This is a genomic window from Sulfitobacter guttiformis (genome assembly GCF_003610455.1).
GTDB lineage: Bacteria > Pseudomonadota > Alphaproteobacteria > Rhodobacterales > Rhodobacteraceae > Sulfitobacter > Sulfitobacter guttiformis.
This window is the reverse complement of the sequence record NZ_RAQK01000001.1, coordinates 767,272-782,225: the sequence shown is the minus strand read 5'-3', so window position 1 is coordinate 782,225 and position 14,954 is coordinate 767,272. Positions and strand designations below refer to the sequence as shown.

At 55.1% G+C, this 14,954-nt stretch carries 12 protein-coding genes, 1 pseudogene and 1 other annotated feature; of the genes and pseudogenes, 9 read left to right on the top strand and 4 right to left on the bottom strand.

Going from position 1 to position 14,954, the window contains the following annotated elements; genetic code table 11:
* Positions 1–544 precede the first annotated feature (544 nt).
* Positions 545–1,174: a hypothetical protein gene (locus C8N30_RS03675; protein WP_025063147.1), complete on the top strand. Its 630-nt coding sequence runs from the start codon at positions 545–547 to the stop codon at positions 1,172–1,174.
* A gap of 364 nt (positions 1,175–1,538) precedes the next feature.
* On the opposite strand, the pseudogene C8N30_RS03670 reads toward C8N30_RS03675, so the two are convergent.
* Positions 1,539–2,965 (bottom strand): annotated as a pseudogene (locus C8N30_RS03670) (IS1182 family transposase).
* A gap of 308 nt (positions 2,966–3,273) precedes the next feature.
* Positions 3,274–3,329 (top strand) — a sequence feature (sul1 is cis-regulatory element that is thought to sense ions involved in sulfur or methionine metabolism; They are found in Alphaproteobacteria).
* 75 nt (positions 3,330–3,404) lie between these two features.
* Here C8N30_RS03670 and C8N30_RS03665 point away from each other — a divergent pair.
* Complete coding sequence (locus C8N30_RS03665) at positions 3,405–4,904, top strand: SulP family inorganic anion transporter (protein WP_025063146.1); 1,500 nt, start codon at positions 3,405–3,407, stop codon at positions 4,902–4,904.
* A 14-nt stretch (positions 4,905–4,918) separates the two neighbouring features.
* Complete coding sequence (locus C8N30_RS03660; RefSeq protein ID WP_025063145.1) at positions 4,919–5,773, top strand: universal stress protein; 855 nt, start codon at positions 4,919–4,921, stop codon at positions 5,771–5,773.
* A gap of 561 nt (positions 5,774–6,334) precedes the next feature.
* On the opposite strand, the gene C8N30_RS03655 is transcribed toward C8N30_RS03660, so the two are convergent.
* From C8N30_RS03655 to C8N30_RS03645, 3 genes are read right to left on the bottom strand one after another with little or no spacing between them, the layout of a single operon-like run.
* Positions 6,335–7,105, bottom strand: coding sequence for a carbohydrate ABC transporter permease (locus C8N30_RS03655; RefSeq protein WP_051567295.1), 771 nt, complete (start codon positions 7,103–7,105; stop codon positions 6,335–6,337).
* Positions 7,106–7,140: 35 nt separating this feature from the next.
* Entirely contained in the window at positions 7,141–8,007 is an 867-nt protein-coding gene (locus tag C8N30_RS03650; RefSeq protein ID WP_025063143.1) for a carbohydrate ABC transporter permease, read from the bottom strand.
* 34 nt (positions 8,008–8,041) lie between these two features.
* Positions 8,042–8,800 carry a DeoR/GlpR family DNA-binding transcription regulator gene (locus tag C8N30_RS03645; RefSeq protein ID WP_025063142.1) on the bottom strand — a complete coding sequence of 253 codons (759 nt, stop codon included), beginning with the start codon at positions 8,798–8,800 and terminating at the stop codon, positions 8,042–8,044.
* Between the two features lie 284 nt (positions 8,801–9,084).
* Here C8N30_RS03645 and glpD point away from each other — a divergent pair, with 284 nt between their 5' ends.
* From glpD to C8N30_RS03615, 6 genes are read left to right on the top strand one after another with little or no spacing between them, the layout of a single operon-like run.
* Positions 9,085–10,683 carry a glycerol-3-phosphate dehydrogenase gene (gene glpD, locus C8N30_RS03640; RefSeq protein ID WP_025063141.1) on the top strand — a complete coding sequence of 533 codons (1,599 nt, stop codon included), beginning with the start codon at positions 9,085–9,087 and terminating at the stop codon, positions 10,681–10,683.
* Between the two features lie 20 nt (positions 10,684–10,703).
* Complete coding sequence (locus C8N30_RS03635) at positions 10,704–11,792, top strand: ABC transporter ATP-binding protein (RefSeq protein WP_025063140.1); 1,089 nt, start codon at positions 10,704–10,706, stop codon at positions 11,790–11,792.
* A gap of 12 nt (positions 11,793–11,804) precedes the next feature.
* Complete coding sequence (locus C8N30_RS03630) at positions 11,805–12,884, top strand: ABC transporter ATP-binding protein (RefSeq protein ID WP_025063139.1); 1,080 nt, start codon at positions 11,805–11,807, stop codon at positions 12,882–12,884.
* A gap of 1 nt (position 12,885) precedes the next feature.
* Positions 12,886–13,758 (top strand): carbohydrate ABC transporter permease, encoded by an 873-nt coding sequence (locus tag C8N30_RS03625; protein ID WP_025063138.1) that lies wholly within the window; start codon positions 12,886–12,888, stop codon positions 13,756–13,758.
* Positions 13,758–14,606, top strand: a complete 849-nt coding sequence (locus tag C8N30_RS03620; RefSeq protein ID WP_025063137.1) for a carbohydrate ABC transporter permease — start codon at positions 13,758–13,760, stop codon at positions 14,604–14,606. Before C8N30_RS03625 ends, C8N30_RS03620 begins: the two co-directional genes overlap by 1 nt.
* Before the next feature lie 16 nt (positions 14,607–14,622).
* Positions 14,623–14,895 (top strand): DUF2160 domain-containing protein, encoded by a 273-nt coding sequence (locus tag C8N30_RS03615; protein WP_025063136.1) that lies wholly within the window; start codon positions 14,623–14,625, stop codon positions 14,893–14,895.
* The last annotated feature ends 59 nt before the right edge of the window (positions 14,896–14,954 follow it).

Below are 14,954 nucleotides of genomic sequence, written 5' to 3'. Positions count from 1 at the left end.
TCAGGAGGTTCCCATGAAATTTTTCGCTCTGATCACGGCAACAGCTGCGGCGCTCTCCTTTTTTGTGACGATTGCTGACGCTCATGGCGGTGGCTGTCGTAAATCTTCTCCACCAGGGCAATGTTGCCATGCAGATAATAGCAATAATGGACGAGTACACTGCCACTGATTAGGTGCTTATTTAGAACTTTCTGTAAATTAGGAGGGTTTAACAAACGCTCCTTTTTAGCACCCTTACCGAAGCTGGGTTGCGCAACTTCTCCACACTAATGTTGTCAGGAGGGCGATAGAAGTCCTCAAGCCCACGCCTCACGGAAGATGAATGTCACCTCCCGGCAGATGGTATGGTAGCTTATTGGATAGCATTTCGAACACAGTGTTGATCGGAGTGATGTTCTCCCCAACTAACCAGTAAAGTCCTAGCGGTGAAGCCCTGCCTTGGCTTGAGATTTGTTGACGACGTCAAAGTTCGTGTTGAATGTCCCACTCTGGTGGGAGAGCGACTCAAGGTTTTTCGGAAAATAGGAACGAAGGTACGAAATCAATGCGATATATGATTATGCTCGCTACGGTTGCAGCGTTCGGCGGCGGCCCAGCTTCGAGTGGAGGTTTTTGCAAACACCGACCAAGCGAGGTACTACGGGGCGGATTTGTCGGTTCAATGGCAGCCGGTGCGCAAAATGCGGCAAGTACCCTCGCGGCAAAAGCAGGCGGGGTGTTCACGTTTACGAACACCGTCACTGGTGCGTCACTTCTCGGATCCAACGCTGCCGCAGGCACCATCGGCCAGATTGGTGGTGTTGCCAGTAACGCAGCCTCCAGCGTCGCTGCAGTGCCAGGTATTGCAGTAGCTGGTGCGACCGCAGCGATCGGTCTTGCCGCCTTTGAGGGTGTGTGCTTCTTCCGGGATGAACGGATCACCGATCATGACGAGGTACTTAGCGTATTGCACACAATCAGCGCTTTCGCCGATCCATCGTTTTACCGGATAGAGCAACCCAGCGCAGACACCGACGCGGCGGTTCTGGTTCTTGGAAGTGTTGCAGGCGAGATTAATGAATATGCGGTTAATAGGCTACGCATCGTGAACGGTGTATTGTGGCACCGACAACGCGGGCGCGACGTCGCACTTGGCGATGTCGGCTTCGCGACCTTGGCCGCGCCTGCAGAGTAAACGCAGGCGATGACAAGTAAGGTGAACGGAGAGAAGGTGCTATCTACGCAGAGCTACCAAAGCTTCTGCGAGAGAATTTGATGTTCAAGAAGTACAATGATTACGCTGTAGCGCCGCATACCCAGTGGAAGCCGATGTCTGGGAAGTGCGGGTCACCCAACAGGAGTTTGCATAGGTAGCCTCATGTGAAAAGCTGCCGTTGACTATACGATTGAGGAGCCGCTGCTCACCGCCATTCGTGACATCTGCCGCTTCCGGCCGATGCTGTTGAAAACCAACTCGATGGCGATTTCGAGTTGGTTTTCACACTTCGTGCTTTTCCAATGAAAGCTCGCCGCTTTGCATAGCCACCATATCGGTTTTCTCAGCAGATTGGTGCTGATGGGATCGTAGCGGGGCAGAGCTTAGCCAGTTTTCGAAGGTTTTGGGCGGTGGCGGCGAGTCTAAACTCGTCTTTTACGCCAAAAGGCCCCATAAGCCTCAAACGGTTGAGGCCCAGGATACGCTTCAGATGCGCGAAGAGCATCTCGACCTTCTTGCGCCGTTTCTGGGCGATCTCGTTGAATGCGGAAGCCGTGCAACTGCGAGCAAAACCGCGCACCACTTCGTATTTCCCGCGCTGAAGGCTGCGGGTGTCGCTGTTAGGGCAGCTGCGCCTTCAGGGGGCAAGCCTGACAGTCCGCCTTTGTCGCGCGATACTTGCGTGGCTTCATCTCGGTCGAGATGCGGTCCAGATCGGAATAATTCCGCAGCGTGTGCCGCAGATCCTTCCCCTCCGGACAAATAAATCGGTCATTATCATCATCCCAGGTAAGTCTGAACGCGACAAGGTCCCGTCGGTGCGTTCGCCTTTATCGATGACCGGGGTGAAGGGCAGGATCTGCCGTTTCCAGACGAGCTCGACCAGGCTTTCCTCGGACCCGTAAGTCGTGTCTGCGACCAGCCATTCGGGGCGCAGGCCGAAGCGTTCCGCGGTGCGGTCAAGCATCGTGAGAGTAGAGCCTACCTTGGCCTGCCTGACCGATCGGGTCGCTTCGACATCCATGATGATCGCATGATCGGTATCAATCAGGTAATTGCCTGAATAGGCAAAGAAAGCAGGCCCCTTACGTGCGGCAGTCCACTGGCTGGCAGGATCGGCATGGGCCGCGAACTTGGGTTTTACGGGCGTTGCAGCGACGAAAGCCTCTTCGCCGAGAGTGTCGAGATATTCACGCACTGCCCTCGGGGCATCGGTTGGATCGATGGCAACCGCATCCCATTTATCCTGACGACTGGAGCTTTGCTTCTGGACATCGGCGCTTCCTCTCGGGACATTGCTGCGCAATGCCCTGACGGCCGACGGATCAGGCTGGCATCGACCGCGAAGCCTTGGCCGCCGACCATTCCATGGGTGATGCACTGGGCCACCACGCGCTCGAAGATGAGGCGAAAGACATCGCTGTCGCGGAACTTGCCATGCCTGAGCTTTGAGAAGTTGGAATGACCCGGCACCTTATCCTCGAGCCCGAGGCGGCAGAACCAGCGATAGGCGAGGTTGAGATGCACTTCTTGGCACAGGCGACGTTCAGACCGCAGCCCCATGACATAGCCCACGACCAGCATTCGGATCATGAGTTCGGGATCGATCGAAGGGCGGCCGGTATGGCTGTAGAAACAGCGCATCTCTTCGTGCAAGTCATTCAGAGCCAGAAAGCGGTCGATGCCTCGCAGAAGATGATCGGCAGGGATATGCGTCTCGAGATCGAACTCATAGAACAGCCGGGCATGAAACTTCTGCGTTCCAAGCATCACAAACCCTCCAGATCCCCATAATCCAATGGAATCAGAAGCCTGTGCTCCGATCAAGCACAGAGTTTTTCAACAGCATCAGCTCAAAGCGGACCTTCCAGCCATCCACGGCGGACGGGCAGGACGCGCGTTGTGGAAGATCTCGTCGCACATCCGCCGATGAAGATTTTGGTCGATAGTGCAGCTATTGTAAGAAGAGCAGGCTAATATTTTGTGGGCAAACTCAGGTAATAGGCGTCTGCGAAATCAGTGGCGGGACGGAAAGGTTGATTTCCGCCGCGTATTCTGTGCAGAAGGCGACATTATCGCACGGACCCGGTGAAACTCCGGGTGGCTCTTCCGGCCGCCGATCCGCCGGACAACCCTGTTGACACCAGTCACATCGCAGCAACGCACCGTTCCGCCACAGGACCTTGCGCGCTTTGGGTATTATAGACACATGATTTCTCTTTCCGACTACCGCCAGCAATGGTTTGGCAACATCCGTGGCGACCTGCTTGCGGGCGTCGTCGTGGCGCTGGCCCTTATCCCTGAGGCCATCGCCTTTTCCATCATCGCGGGCGTGGACCCCAAAGTGGGGCTTTATGCATCGTTCTCCATCGCGGTGCTGATCGCCTTCGTCGGCGGGCGGCCCGGGATGATCTCCGCCGCGACCGCCGCCACCGCCGTGCTCATGATCACGCTGGTGCGCGATCATGGCCTTGAATATCTGCTGGCGGCAACGGTGCTGGCGGGCCTGATCCAGATCGGCGTGGGGTTCCTGAAGCTGGGGCGCTTCATGCGCTACGTATCGAAATCGGTGATGACCGGGTTCCTGAACGCACTGGCGATCCTGATCTTCATGGCGCAACTGCCGGAGCTGGACCTAGGCAACCCAGGCGTGACCTACCTGACCTACGCGCTGGTGGCGCTGGGGTTGGCGATCATCTACCTGCTGCCGCGCGTGACCATCGCCGTGCCCTCGCCGCTGGTCACGATCATTGTGCTGACCCTGCTGGTCACGCTGATGGGCTGGGATGGGGTGCGCACTGTGGGCGACATGGGGGCGATGCCCGATACGCTGCCGGTGTTCCTGATCCCGCAGATCCCGCTGAATCTCGAGAGCTTCCTGATCATCCTGCCCTATGCGATAGCCGTCGCCGTCGTCGGCCTGCTGGAAAGCCTGATGACGCAGAACATCATCGATGACCTGACCGACACCAAATCGAGCCGCGATCAGGAATGCATCGGTCAAGGCATCGCCAATACCGCCACCGGCTTCATCGGCGGCATGGCGGGCTGTGCGATGATCGGCCAGTCGATTATCAACGTCAAATCGGGCGGGCGCGGGCGGTTGTCCTGCTTTACCGCAGGGGTGGTGCTGCTAATCTTCGTCGTGGGGCTGGGCGATCTTGTGGGGCGCATCCCGATGCCCGCGCTGGTGTCGATAATGATCATGGTGTCGATCGGCACATTCTCGTGGTCGTCGATCAAGGCAATGCGGGTGCATCCGCGCTCCTCCACCGCCGTGATGCTGGCGACCGTGTTAACCGTGGTCTATACCCACAACCTCGCCATCGGGGTGCTCGTGGGCGTGCTGCTGTCGGGCATCTTCTTTGCCGCCAAGATCGCGCAGCTGTTCCGCATCACCACCAGCCTGTCCGACGATGGCCGCACCCGGACCTACGTGATGGAAGGCCAGCTGTTCTACGGATCGGCCGAGGATTTCATCAACGCGTTCGATTTCCGAGAGGCCCCGGACAAGGTCGTGATCGATGTGAGCCGGGCGCAGATCTGGGATATAAGTTCGGTCCAGGCGCTGGATATGGCGATTCTGAAGTTCCGCCGCGAGGGGGCGGAGGTTGAACTGATCGGCATGAACGAGGCGTCGCGCACCATCGTCGACAAGCTTGCCATTCATGACAAGCCTGGCGCGATGGACAAGTTGATGAGTCACTGATGGAGGAGACCGAGATGGACAACAAGATACTCGCACTGCTGGATGGGTCGGACTATTCGCACAGCGTCTGCCATCACACCGCGTGGATCGCACAGAAGCTGGGAGCCAGTGTCGATGCGATGCATGTCCTTGGCCGCCGCGAGGGCGCAGCCACGACTGACCTGTCGGGCAACCTTGCCCTCGGCGCGCGCACCGCGCTGCTGACCGAGCTGGCGACGCTGGACGAACAGCGCGCCAAGCTGGCACAGGCGAAGGGCCACGCGATCCTGGAGGATGCCAAGGCGATCCTGGAACAGGACGGTGTCGCTGGGGTGAAGCTGCACCTGCGCAAGGGCGATCTGCTGGAGGCGGTGCAAGCTGTGGAAACCGGCGTGCGAGCCATCACTATTGGAAAGCGCGGTGAGGCGCATGGATATGCGGACGGTCACCTCGGGTCGAACCTGGAACGGATCATCCGGGCGTCGAAGGTGCCGGTCTTTGTCGCCTCCCGCGCCTTCAAGCCGATATCCAAGGTGCTCGTGGCCTATGATGCCAGCGCCAGCGCCAAGGTGGCGATTGACCGGATGGCGGGCAGCCCTGTGTTCGCGGATCTGCCGCTGACCGTGCTCTGCGTTGGGCAGGACGCTGTAAAGGCGCAGGCGATAGCGGAACAGGCCGTGGCCAGGCTGCAGCGCGCCGATGTCGCCGCCACCGCCCTGACGGCCAGCGGAGAGCCCGAGGATGTGCTGAAGGAACTGGTCACCACCGAAGGCTTTAATCTACTGGTGATGGGCGCCTATGGCCACAGCCGGATCCGCAGCTTGGTAATCGGATCGACCACCACCGCGATGATCCGGACCGCCGGGATACCGGTGTTGCTCTATCGCTGACGAAGGCCTGCGGCATGCGATGCCACCCGATGCGCTGTGTGAGGTGAGATCTGTTAAAGCGTCATTCTACTATGGGTCATTGAGGGCACTCGCCCGTAAACACCTTGACCTGCTTCGATGATCTATCAAGTCTCTTAAAGTTCAACGGTGAACGTTTGCTTCCCGCCTTTCGTGAAGGTTACCGCTTCCGGCCCGAACCGGACGTTGGTGATTTGCGCAGCTAAGGTCTGGTTCGAGCCCATACCAGACGTGACAAAATCTTGCTGCGTGCACTCGCAGCTCGAAAACCTTTCGCGCTGCCACGAAATTGCTACTGCATCGCAGATGTGAAAGCGGTCATTCAGGTAGTTTGCAGCAAATCTACCGTCGCGAATTTACAGACTGCGGACTTTTTGCTGCCCGCTCCACCGTAAGCAGTCACAACTCCCCGGTCGAAAACCCTTGTTTTGTTTTTCTGATGGTCAGCGCACACGATACGACTTTGCACACCTGATCAAAGTCAGCCAAGGTCTCTAGATACACAAAACGGCTAATCCGCTTAAAATTGCAAATTGTTAGTTTTCAAACGCGGCCAACCCTGAAACCCAGCGACAAATGATTCCGCATCGCAAAGAGTAAAACGGCCCCCGGTATCATTGATGCCGTTGTAACGGCCATTACCAGGCCGATGTCAGTATGAAATCCGAAAAGTGAATTGATCGCCATACTGATCGGTTTGCCGTTGGTGGTTGTCAGAATGCGTGCAAAAACAACTTCAACCCAAGAGAACATAAAGCAAAAGAACGCGGTCACAGCGATACCCGGAGCAATTTGCGGCAACAGGAATTTCCAGATAAAACGAGGGCGGGAATAACCGTCTAGAAAGGCGGTTTCGTCAATTTCTTTGGGGACAGCCGAAATGAACCCCTGTAAAATCCAGATGGAGATCGGCAGATTGAACAGGCAATGCGCCAATGCGATCCCAAAGACGGAATTCACGATCCCAAGCGCCGAAAACAGCTGGAAGATTGGCAAGGTCAGAACCACGGGCGGCGTGATCCGGAAGGCGATGAAAGCCAGAAAAAGGTGCTTGTCGCCTGAAAAAGACATTCGCGCGAATGCATAGGCTGCAGGTATCGCTATGGGAACAGTGATGCAGATGTTGATCAGCACATAGGCAATCGAATTGACAAAAGCGTGACGCAGATTGGGGTCTTTCCAGATCATTGCGTAATTGCTGAGGGTGAGACTGCCCAGTCCGGCATTCGGTTTTGGCAGCGTAACGATGAAGCTGATGATCGTCATTTGGACCAGTGGCAGGCAGGCAAAGAGGATGAAGGCCAGCAAGACCATGCCTTTCAGGGCAGGCAGGTATCGATAGACAAAAATCACGACTGCTCCCCGCGATCCAGCTTGCCCTGGGCTTTGCTGAACATCCACGCCACTGTCAAAACGATCATGAAATAGATCACGGATCGCGCAGCGGAGGGACCATAGTTGAAGGCCTTTATCTCTTCGCCCAAATCCACGGCAAGAAATGTCGTAGCGCCGTCAGGGCCGCCTGCGTTGATTGGAAAGGCTTCGGTGTAGATCATGAAGGAGTCCATAAACCGAAGCAGGATCGCCATAAGCAGAACATGATGCAATTTTGGTAGCTGGATGTGGCGAAACACCTGCCACGGGCTGGCCCCGTCAATTGCCGCCGCTTGATAGTAAGCAGCTGGAACTGTTGTCAAAGCGCTGTAGCACAGAAGCACAACAAGGCTGGTCCAATGCCAGACATCCATGACAATGATCACGGCCCAAGTGTGCCGTGTTGAAAGTTTCCAGTCAGACGGCCAGCCCAGATTTGGTAGTATGCGACCTAATATGCCGCTCTCTGAATTAAGCAGGCTGAGCCACAGTGACGGGATCATGTTCCAAGGGACCAGCAAGGGCAAAGCAACAAGGGCGAGTGTGATGCCGACCCAGATTTTGCGTTTTGGAATACAAAGCGCAATCGCGATGCCAAGGGGGATCTGGAGGGTGAGGGCACTTGCGGAAAACAACGTGCTGCGGCCAAAACTGGCCCAGAAACGCCCGGACCCGATTATGTCAGCGTACCATTCAGTTCCAACCCAAAATCGTGCGTCCAGAATGAAAATCTCAAAAAAGGAATAGTTCACTACTGTGATCAGGGGGACCAGCCCGACGAGCGACAAGATCAGAGCGGCAGGTGCCACGAACAACCAGCCAATTTCAGTCCGGTCCTTCATCAGGGTGCTACGCCAGAAAAAGCCAAAGACATGCTCATACGGTCACAAGTTGACAACCCCAGCTGTTACAATTTGCTATCAGCTCTGCGGATAGCCTGCCGTCTGTAAGCAGCACATCAACTTCGCTCAACGAGCAGATTGTAAGGGGCGCCTTGCGTGTAAGCTTGAGATGATCGGCCACAATCATAACTTTGCGAGATCGCTGAATTGCGATTTTGCTGACCATCACTTCTTGCCCGTCGAAATCCAGCAGGTCTCCGTCGGCATCAATGGCCGAGCAGCCCAGAACCGAATAGTCAAACTTGAACTGCTTGACCATTTCGACTGTCAAACCGCCCACGATGCCGCCATCTGCGCGACGCAGAACACCACCCGCCAGGATGATTTCGCAGCTGTGATTGATCGCCAAAATATTTGCGATATTGAGATTGTTTGTGACAACCAGCAGATTTTCATGATCCAGCAACTCATGCGCGACTGCTTCGGTAGTTGTGCCGATGTTCATAAAAACTGATGCCCCATCAGGAATAGTGCGCGCGCATTCGACAGCAATCGCCTTTTTGCCCACATCGTTCAGGCGACGGCGCTCTTCATACAGGATGTTCACAACGCCAGAAGGCACAACCGCACCTCCATGCACTCTTTCAAGCCGCCCACTTTCTGCAAGATCGGAGAGATCACGCCTGATTGTCTGAACAGTGACATCGTAGAGATCCGCGAGGGCGTCCACTGTGACTTTCCCCTCTTTGCGGGCAAGATCAAGGATTTCTTTCTGTCTAAAATTTGACGCCATCACCTACTCCACTGCAGCGCCGGTCCAACCACACAAAAGCGGGGCGCTTGTGCTCTCTATCAGCCAATAGACCTGACGACTCGTCAAGGCTGCGGATTGCCTAAACGTTCGAAGAATTAGGAATCCGTGCGCATTCGAAGATAAAGTTGCCTTAGTTTCAATGGAATACGTGATAACGAACAAAAACGAACATTCGTTATTGCTACATTTTGTATTGTGGTGTTGACTGACGCAATGGCGTGAGCTGGGAGGCTGCGGCATAGAATGAATGCAGGGAGGCTTCATTGGGTCAGCATGAAAATCAGGATATCGTTGACTTGTTCGTCATAGGTGGCGGCATCAATGGATGCGGCATCGCCCGTGACGCGGTTGGCCGAGGGCTGAGCGTTGAGCTGGCTGAAATGAACGATCTTGCCTCCGCGACATCCTCCGCCTCAACCAAGTTATTTCATGGCGGTCTGCGGTATCTTGAGTATTGGGAAATACGCCTCGTCCGAGAAGCACTGATCGAGCGCGAGACCCTTTTGAGGGCGATGCCACATATTTCTTGGCCGATGCGTTTCGTGCTGCCCTACCACAAAGACATGCGGTTCGAGAGCGACACGCCAACCTCAAAAGTCCTGAATGTCTTGGTGCCTTGGTTGAAAGGGCGCAGGCCCGCATGGCTTATCCGATTCGGCCTTTTTATGTATGATAATCTGGGCGGCCGGAAGATTCTGAAGGGCACAACATCGTTGAATTTGAAGGGGACGCCAGAGGGTGCGCCGCTGCAGGACCGGCTCGAGAAGGCCTATGAATACTCTGATTGCTGGATTGAAGACAGTCGGCTGGTGGTTCTGAACGCCCGAGATGCACAAGCCCGCGGAGCCTTTATCAATGTACGCACCAAGGTCATCTCGGCCGCGCAAGTTAGTGGAATGTGGCAGATTACTCTTGAGGCGCAGGGCGGTGAGCGTCGCATTGTGACGGCACGTATGATCGTGAACGCTGGCGGCCCTTGGGTTGAAGACGTCATTCGCAACACGATGCGGATCAATTCCACCGAAGGCGTCCGGCTGGTGCGCGGCAGCCATATTATAACCCGCAAATTATATGATCACGACAAATGCTATTTCTTTCAGGGCGAAGACGGGCGGATCATATTCACAATTCCTTACGAGACCGATTTCACCTTGATTGGCACCACCGATGCGGACCATGAGGATGTGCACGAAAAGCCAGTCTGCACCCCAGAAGAACAAGACTACCTGTTAGGGTTTGCCTCGAAGTACTTGAAGAAACCGGTCACGCGCGATGATATCGTTCATACCTATTCCGGCGTGCGCCCGCTCTACAATGATGGGGCCACCTCTGCGACGGCTGCGACGCGCGATTATGTTCTGAAGCTGGATCAATCTGCAGGCGCACCTGTTCTGAGTGTCTTTGGTGGCAAGATTACGACCTACCGTAAACTCGCGGAAAGCGCGCTGGAAAAAATTGCGCCATTCTTTGCTCAGACTGGCCCGCAATGGACCGCAGGGGTCGCCCTGCCCGGTGGGGATTTTCCGGTTGATGGTGTCGGCCCTCTCACGGCAGAATTGAAGGCAAAATACCCGTTTCTGACAGAACGCTGGGTTAATCGTTTGCTCAAGGCCTATGGTACAGAAGCCTTCGATCTGTTGGGCGACGCAAAAACAGAAGGTGATCTGGGCCGAAATTTCGGTTCGAATCTGACGGAACGCGAAGTAAACTGGCTGGTTGAGCGCGAATTCGCCAACACCGCCGAAGATATCATATGGCGCCGCTCGAAGTTGGGGCTCAGAATGGCGTCAAAGGAAATCGATGCTTTAGACAGTTGGATGGTGAGTTCTGCCGCCAATCTGCCCAAGCACCACCCAGTGTGAAATGCGAAAGGGAGAGAGAAATGTCACTTGTTCTTGAGGGTGTGTCTACGGTCATCAATGGCCAAACACACATCTACCCAACAGATCTGGAGCTGTCATCAGGGACGATGAATGTTTTGCTTGGCCCAACATTGTCGGGAAAGACATCCTTGATGCGCGTCATGGCGGGGCTTGATGTGCCCACAACAGGCAGGGTCATCTGGGGTGGCAAGGATGTGACGGGGATGCGGGTGCAGGACCGAGGCGTTGCGATGGTGTATCAGCAGTTCATCAACTACCCGTCAATGACCGTGTACGAGAATATCGCCAGCCCGATGCGGCTGTTGGGCCAATCCAAAAGCCAAATTGATGAAGCCGTGAAGAAGGCGGCTGACCTAATGAAATTATCGCGCTTCTTAGATCGCAAGCCGCTTGAACTGTCGGGCGGGCAACAGCAGCGTTGTGCGCTTGCCCGTGCGCTGGTCAAAGATGCGGGCCTCGTGTTGTTGGACGAACCCCTCGCCAACCTTGACTATAAACTGCGCGAAGAATTGCGCGCCGAGATCCCAAAGATTTTCGAAGAAGCGGGGTCGATCTTTGTATATGCCACGACCGAGCCAGAAGAGGCGCTGCTGCTGGGCGGTTATACTGCGGCGATGTGGGAAGGCAAAATTACCCAATTTGGCAAGACGCCGACGGTTTACCGCCAGCCTGTCAACGCCATAACAGCGCGGGTGTTTTCCGATCCGCCAATGAACTTTTTAGATATCCAAAAATCCGGTGACCGCTTGCTGTTCGGCGACGAACAATCTGCACCGGCATCCGGCGCTTTCGAAGAGTTGAAAGATGGCAGCTACATCGCAGGATTTCGTCCCAACCATCTTGAGTTGGAACAACAGGCTCCGGGTGCGCTCGAATTCACGGGAAAGTTGAACGTGACCGAGATCACCGGGTCTGAGACATTCATCCATCTGGACCACCACGGCGAAAACTGGGTTGGCCTTGTGCACGGCGTAAAAGCCTTGGAAATCGGCGCATCTCTGAATGTCTACCTCGATCCAAAACACGTCTACATCTTTGCGCAAGACGGCACATCGGTGGCACCTGCCCCCTATGCGGTTGCAGCCTGAGGGATAACAACAATGGCAAAAATCACTCTCGAAAATCTGGCACATTCCTATTTGCCAAATCCAACGAGCGAAGATGACTTTGCGCTTAAACAACTTAACCACGACTGGGTCGATGGCGAAGCATATGCGCTGCTAGGTGCCTCTGGTTGTGGTAAATCCACATTGCTCAATATTATTTCAGGCCTGCTGCACCCTTCTCAGGGGCGCATCCTGTTCAATGACCGTGACGTGACGATGTCCCCAACGACAGAGCGGAACATCGCGCAGGTTTTCCAGTTCCCCGTGGTCTATGACACAATGACGGTGCGCGACAATCTGGCCTTTCCGCTGCGCAATCGGGGTGCCGATTCGACTTATATCAAAGATCGCGTCCAGCAGATCGCAGCGATGATTGGGATGGAAGCGACGCTTGACCATAAGGCGCGTGGCCTGACGGCGGATGCCAAACAAAAGATTTCGCTGGGCCGTGGCATGGTGCGCGAAGACGTCAATGCGTTGTTGTTTGACGAGCCGCTGACGGTGATCGACCCCCATATGAAATGGGAATTGCGCACGCAATTGAAGTCCCTGCACCATGAGTTTGGGCACACGATGATCTACGTGACCCACGACCAGACCGAAGCGCTGACTTTTGCGGACAAGGTCGTGGTGATGTTTGATGGCCGCGTTGTCCAGATGGGGACACCGCAACAGCTTTTTGAACAACCAGAGCACACATTCGTCGGCTACTTCATCGGCTCGCCGGGTATGAACGTGCTTACAGCGCAAGTGGACGGTGAGAAGGCTGTACTTGAGGGCACGCAGATTTCGCTGGGCAAAAGCTTTGGTGCGCTGTCTGGCAAAGTAGAATTGGGAGTGCGGCCTGAGTTCACATCACTGAGTGGGGGCGACGAAGGTCTGCCTGTGACGATCAAGCGAGTCGAAGACGTGGGCCGCCATAAAATCGTGCGCGCCGACTTCCACGGCACCGAGATCAACATCCTTGCTGCCGAAGGTGCTGAAATTTCGCCCGACATGAACCGTGTGGTCTTTGATCCGGCAGGTATCAACGTCTATTCCGATAGCTGGCGCGTCGCGCCGAAGGTGGCCTGACATGAACAAAACAGTTAATCAAAAAGCTTGGTTCCTCATTCTGCCGGTACTCCTGCTGGTGGCATTTTCTGCGGTGATCCCACTGATGACCGTGGTCAACTACTCGGTGCAGGACACCTTTGGGAAAAACCAATTCTTTTGGGCAGGCCTTGAATGGTTCAAGGAGATGCTGGAATCCGAGCGCATGTGGAATGCTCTGGGCCGCCAAATTACTTTTTCTGCAATCATTCTCGCCATAGAAATCCCGCTCGGCATTTTCGTCGCGTTGAACATGCCAAAGAAGGGCTTTTGGGCCTCGCTTTGTCTGGTCCTGATGTCGCTACCATTGCTCATTCCATGGAATGTGGTTGGCACAATTTGGCAGATTTTCGGCCGCGTTGATATTGGCCTTCTTGGGTATACGCTGGCCGCCTTGGGGATCGATTATAACTACACCCAAGACTTCTACGCTGCTTGGATCACGGTTATTGTCATGGACGTTTGGCACTGGACGTCGTTGGTCGCCCTTTTAGCCTATGCCGGTCTGCAATCCATTCCGGACGCCTATTACCAAGCAGCCAAGATCGATCAGGCCAGTCGCTGGAAAGTGTTCCGCTTTATCGAGCTGCCCAAGATCATGGGCGTGCTGATGATCGCTATCCTGCTGCGCTTTATGGACAGCTTCATGATCTACACAGAACCCTTTGTGGTGACGGGTGGAGGACCGGGTAACTCAACGACCTTCCTGTCGATTGATCTGGTCAAGATGGCACTCGGGCAGTTTGACCTTGGTCCGGCGGCGGCGTTCTCGATCATGTATTATCTTGTGATCCTGCTGGTGTCTTACGTGTTCTACACGGTGATGACGAACCTCGATAAAAGGGATGGCCACTGATGTCTGACTTCACAATCACCCCGGCCAAACGCAGTTTTGGCCTGCCCACGATCAGGGGCAATGCCATTGTTATGGGCCTCTACCTGCTGTTCTTGCTGTTGCCAATCTACTGGCTGGTGATGATGAGCCTCAAGACCAATTCCGAGATTCTCAACAGCTTTACCTTGTGGCCCCGTGATCTGACGTTTGACAACTACCTGACAATCCTAACGGACGCGTCATGGTACACCGGCTATCTCAATTCGATGACCTATGTGGTCATGAACATGGTCATCTCATTGCTGGTCGCACTGCCGGCGGCCTATGCCTTCAGCCGCTATACTTTCATGGGCGACAAGCACCTATTCTTCTGGCTATTGACCAATCGGATGGCACCGCCTGCGGTTTTCGCGCTGCCTTTTTTCCAGCTCTACAGCTCGGTAGGATTGTTCGACACGCATATCGCTGTCGCCTTGGCGCATTGCCTGTTCAACGTGCCGTTGGCAGTCTGGATCCTTGAGGGTTTCATGCGTGGCGTGCCCAAGGAAATCGACGAGACAGCCTATATCGACGGCTATTCCTTCCCGCGCTTCTTCATCCGCATTTTCACACCGCTGGTAGCCTCTGGCATCGGTGTCACTGCATTCTTTCTGTTCATGTTCAGCTGGGTTGAATTGCTGCTCAGCCGTACGCTCACATCGGTAAACGCAAAACCGATAGCCGCCACAATGACCCGGACAGTGGGTGCCGCTGGCATCGACTGGGGGGTGTTGGCAGCAGCGGGGGTTCTCACAATCCTTCCGGGGGCTTTGGTGATCTATTTTGTCCGTAACTACATCGCCAAGGGCTTTGCCCTAGGACGCGTCTAAGAGAGGAGAAACAAATATGGACTGGATGGCATGGACTTGGCCGACCGCCGCTTTCTTCGGCATCATCGCAATAACGCTGGTCACTTTTACAGTGCTTGCGATCAAATATCCGGAGGTCCCGCGCAACGGCATTCTTCGGATCGAAACGACCCGTGGTGACAGATTGTTCATCACGTTGCTGGGCTCGGCCTTTATTAATTTGGCTTGGCTTGGACTACTCAGTGCGCCGCAATGGGGTGCGCTGATCGTCTGCTTCTTTTATGCCTTGGCGGTCTTCCGCTGGGTCTAATCGAATTGGGTGACCCGGCAAGCAAGAACCGGACCACCTTCAATGTTCAAATCTAGGGA

What these genes read in the sequence shown, in the direction of transcription:
- C8N30_RS03660 (WP_025063145.1), top strand. Translation starts at nt 4,919, where the DNA reads ATGGACAACAAGATACTCGCACTGCTGGATGGGTCGGACTATTCGCAC.
- C8N30_RS03675 (WP_025063147.1), top strand. Translation starts at nt 545, where the DNA reads ATGCGATATATGATTATGCTCGCTACGGTTGCAGCGTTCGGCGGCGGC.
- C8N30_RS03615 (WP_025063136.1), top strand. Translation starts at nt 14,623, where the DNA reads ATGGACTGGATGGCATGGACTTGGCCGACCGCCGCTTTCTTCGGCATC.
- C8N30_RS03625 (WP_025063138.1), top strand. Translation starts at nt 12,886, where the DNA reads ATGAACAAAACAGTTAATCAAAAAGCTTGGTTCCTCATTCTGCCGGTA.
- C8N30_RS03630 (WP_025063139.1), top strand. Translation starts at nt 11,805, where the DNA reads ATGGCAAAAATCACTCTCGAAAATCTGGCACATTCCTATTTGCCAAAT.
- C8N30_RS03665 (WP_025063146.1), top strand. Translation starts at nt 3,405, where the DNA reads ATGATTTCTCTTTCCGACTACCGCCAGCAATGGTTTGGCAACATCCGT.
- C8N30_RS03655 (WP_051567295.1), bottom strand. Translation starts at nt 7,105, where the DNA reads ATGGTCTTGCTGGCCTTCATCCTCTTTGCCTGCCTGCCACTGGTCCAA.
- C8N30_RS03635 (WP_025063140.1), top strand. Translation starts at nt 10,704, where the DNA reads ATGTCACTTGTTCTTGAGGGTGTGTCTACGGTCATCAATGGCCAAACA.
- C8N30_RS03650 (WP_025063143.1), bottom strand. Translation starts at nt 8,007, where the DNA reads ATGAAGGACCGGACTGAAATTGGCTGGTTGTTCGTGGCACCTGCCGCT.
- C8N30_RS03645 (WP_025063142.1), bottom strand. Translation starts at nt 8,800, where the DNA reads ATGGCGTCAAATTTTAGACAGAAAGAAATCCTTGATCTTGCCCGCAAA.
- C8N30_RS03620 (WP_025063137.1), top strand. Translation starts at nt 13,758, where the DNA reads ATGTCTGACTTCACAATCACCCCGGCCAAACGCAGTTTTGGCCTGCCC.